This is a genomic window from Chamaesiphon polymorphus CCALA 037 (assembly GCF_003003845.1).
In the GTDB taxonomy this organism is placed as follows: Bacteria; Cyanobacteriota; Cyanobacteriia; order Cyanobacteriales; family Chamaesiphonaceae; genus Chamaesiphon; species Chamaesiphon polymorphus.
In genome coordinates this window covers 1-3,179 of record NZ_PVWO01000599.1, presented here as the reverse complement: position 1 = coordinate 3,179, position 3,179 = coordinate 1, and the positions used below count along the sequence as shown (strand labels likewise).

The following is a 3,179-nucleotide window of genomic DNA, read 5'->3' as shown; positions in this document are numbered from 1 at the left end:
GGTAAATCCATCGACAACGAATTATAACTATTTTCAATTATTTAATCGGAGAACCGTCCGCAGCTTCTAATACAAATCCTAGATCGGAAATTGTATCCCAATCTTGAGTTGCCGATTGTCCTGGTGTCGTGAGATAGTCGCCGACAAAGATCGAATTTGCGACATATAATCCTAACGGTTGTAGCGATCGCAAATGTACTTCTCGTCCCCCAGCAATCCGAATTTCTTGAGAGGGTAATAAGAACCGGAATAAACATAAAATCCGCAGACACTGTTGCGGTGTCAATTGCTGAATATCGGCAAATTTAGTACCTGGAATCGGGATTAAAAAATTGATCGGGACGCTAGTGACACCTAATTCGCGCAGCGAGAGGGCTAAATCGATAACATCATCATTCGACTCACCCATGCCCAAAATCCCGCCAGAACAGGTGGTAATCCCCGCAGCATGGACATTTTTGACGGTTTCGACTCGATCGGTATAGGTATGAGTAGTCGCAATTCGATCGTGATTGGCTTCTGAGGTATTGAGATTGTGATTGACGCGATCTACTCCTGCCTCAGCCAGACGGTGCGTCTGCTCCTCGCTCAACAAGCCCAGACAAGCACAAACTTTGAGGTCGTAATTGGCCTTAACTTCTCGTACTGCCTCTAATACTTTACCAAAAGTAGCTTCATTCGGCGATCGACCGGAAATTACCATGCAAAAAGTCCCCGCCTGAAGTTCGGCGGCGCGTTTTGCCGCTGCGAGGATCTTTTCTTGCGCCATCAACGGATATTTTTCGATCTCTGCTGTCGAGATCTTTGACTGCGAGCAATAATGACAATCTTCGGGACACAAACCGCTTTGAGCGTTGAGGAGATAATGCAGCCGAACGCGATTGCTCCAGTAGTGGCGGCGCACCCGATAGGCGGCGGCGATTTGATCCAACAACACCTCATCATGTGCCTGAAGTACCGCCAAGGCTTCTTCCCTAGTCAATATCTCTCCAGCTAACGATCGATCTGCCAGGGTATTCCAAGTGGGTGTTGTCAGTAGCATGTAACTAAGGGTCTATAGTGTTGCGCGATCGTCTATTATCGCATCAGGCATACCGGATTCACTAGTTTATTTTGTGAAAGTTTTGGAGTTGGGAGTTGGGAGAGGGGTGGATGGGTAGATGGGTGGATGGGTGGATGAGTAATATAGTTTATTTCCCCCTTTGCCCTTTCCCCTTTGCCCTTTTCCCTTTTCCCTAAAGCCTAGTCTAAGCCACCAACATCGTTACTCGATCGCGTCCTTGAGATTTAGCCTGATATAAGGCTCGATCTGCGGCATGAATTAGAGCTTGAAAATCATTTTCGGCGGTGGGAATAATTGTAGACACGCCAACACTAATAGTGACGTGAGGACAGACGGATGAAGCTTCATGAACGATCTGAAGATTTTTAATTGCCGTGCGGACATTTTCAGCTACCGAAACGGCACCCAAAGCATCGGTATTTGGTAAGACGATCGCAAATTCTTCGCCCCCATATCGGGCAACCAAATCGCCACTGCGGCGCACGGTATTTCGCATTGCCATGGCAACTTCAATCAAACAGAGATCGCCATTGGGATGTAAATATCGATCGTTATAGTTTTTAAAAAAATCAACATCGCACATGATCAAAGATAACGGAGCTTTAATCCGGCGCATCCGATCCCACTCTTTTTGAATATAGTCGTCAAATCCGCGCCGATTGGATAGTTTCGTGAGACTGTCTAGATTTACCAGTGATTTTAAATTTTGGTTGGCTTGTTGAAGTTCGTTTAATTGATTTTTAATTAAATGAGATTGACGAATTAAATTCCGCACGCGCTGACGGAGAATAGACAAATTAATTGGCTTGGTAATATAATCAGTTGCCCCACTAGCAAAAGCTCGATCGACTGACTCGTTATCATCTAATGAGGTAATCATTAAAATTGGGGTCAAACGTTCGCCTAAATTCTTGAGTTGTTCGCAAAATTCAAACCCATCTAAAATTGGCATCACCGCATCTACTAGAATCAGATCGGGGCGATGTTCTTGGTATGCAGCAATTCCATCATCACCATTTTTTGCAAGTATTACTTCAAAACCATCTTGTGCTAATGACTCACTTACCTGTGCCCGCACGACAAGATCGTCATCAACTAATAAAATTCGTTGAAAGTTTGGTTCAGGCGTATTCATAGTAACTCGCGTAAATAATCATCCACTTACTTATCTAGATATCGTGACTGTCCACTAATTTGTGATGATTTGAACGATGTAACTCCATCGATTCGTGTTGGCATGAGCTGACGCCTCTCACTATTGACAACTGCCTCTCGATCGAAACAAGCTGAGTTCGGGCTAGCGTTACCATAGTGTACCCATCGAGTAGCCAAACAGTAGCATGTAAGTAGTTATTTCTTTTGAATTGCGATTTTACCTACTGGCTGTAGCTTGTAAAGATTATCGCTCGTCAAGGTTTCACCAATGAAGTTTATCATTATCCGCGAACTAAGTATCTTAGGTAACATAAATTACACTTACTGCCACTGCGATCGCCGATTGTCTAAATACTTCATGCAGTCCGATTCAAGCTAATGGTACAATTGTCCTGTGAATGACAACTGGAAACTTGACTCAATTTAGCTCTACATTAGTCGGACAAACCCAAGCCGTCGAAATTTTGACGCGATCGATCGTCAAACAACGGCTGGCACCTGCATATTTATTTTATGGTGCCGATGGCATCGGCAAAAGTCTCGCTGCCCGCTGTTTTATTGAATCAATTTTTTGCCACGAAGTTCCAGAAAACCAACAGGCATTAATCAAACAAAAACTCCATCAAGGCAATCATCCCGATGTGTTGTGGGTAGCACCGACATACAATCACCAAGGAAAACTATACTCCGCCGCCGAAGCCACTGCCGCAGGCATCAAACGCAAAACACCGCCTCAAATTCGGATCGAACAAATTCGCGACATCAGTCGCTTTTTGGCACGTCCGCCGCTACTGGGCGATCGATCTGTAATTGCGATCGAGCAAGCCGAAACGATGCCAGAAGCCGCTGCCAATGCCTTGTTAAAGACTCTAGAAGAACCGGGAAAAGCCACCATCATCGCGATTGCCTCCAGCGTCGAATCGCTGCTACCGACGATTGTCTCGCGCTGTCAGCAGGTGCC

2 protein-coding genes and 1 pseudogene are annotated in these 3,179 nt (G+C 45.2%); 1 reads left to right on the top strand and 2 read right to left on the bottom strand.

Features of this window, described 5'->3' with window-relative positions; all coding sequences use genetic code 11:
• Positions 1–37 precede the first annotated feature (37 nt).
• Entirely contained in the window at positions 38–1,042 is a 1,005-nt protein-coding gene (gene bioB, locus C7B77_RS26950; protein ID WP_181244052.1) for a biotin synthase BioB, read from the bottom strand.
• A 205-nt stretch (positions 1,043–1,247) separates the two neighbouring features.
• Positions 1,248–2,198: a GGDEF domain-containing response regulator gene (locus C7B77_RS26945; protein ID WP_106312274.1), complete on the bottom strand. Its 951-nt coding sequence runs from the start codon at positions 2,196–2,198 to the stop codon at positions 1,248–1,250.
• Positions 2,199–2,616: 418 nt separating this feature from the next.
• Between C7B77_RS26945 and C7B77_RS26940 the strand changes: the two are divergent.
• A pseudogene (locus C7B77_RS26940) lies at positions 2,617–3,179 on the top strand (AAA family ATPase); the annotation flags it as partial.

Bases quoted from the DNA above. Each gene is read 5' to 3' on its own strand.
- C7B77_RS26945 (WP_106312274.1), bottom strand. From the start codon at position 2,198: ATGAATACGCCTGAACCAAACTTTCAACGAATTTTATTAGTTGATGAC.
- bioB (WP_181244052.1), bottom strand. From the start codon at position 1,042: ATGCTACTGACAACACCCACTTGGAATACCCTGGCAGATCGATCGTTA.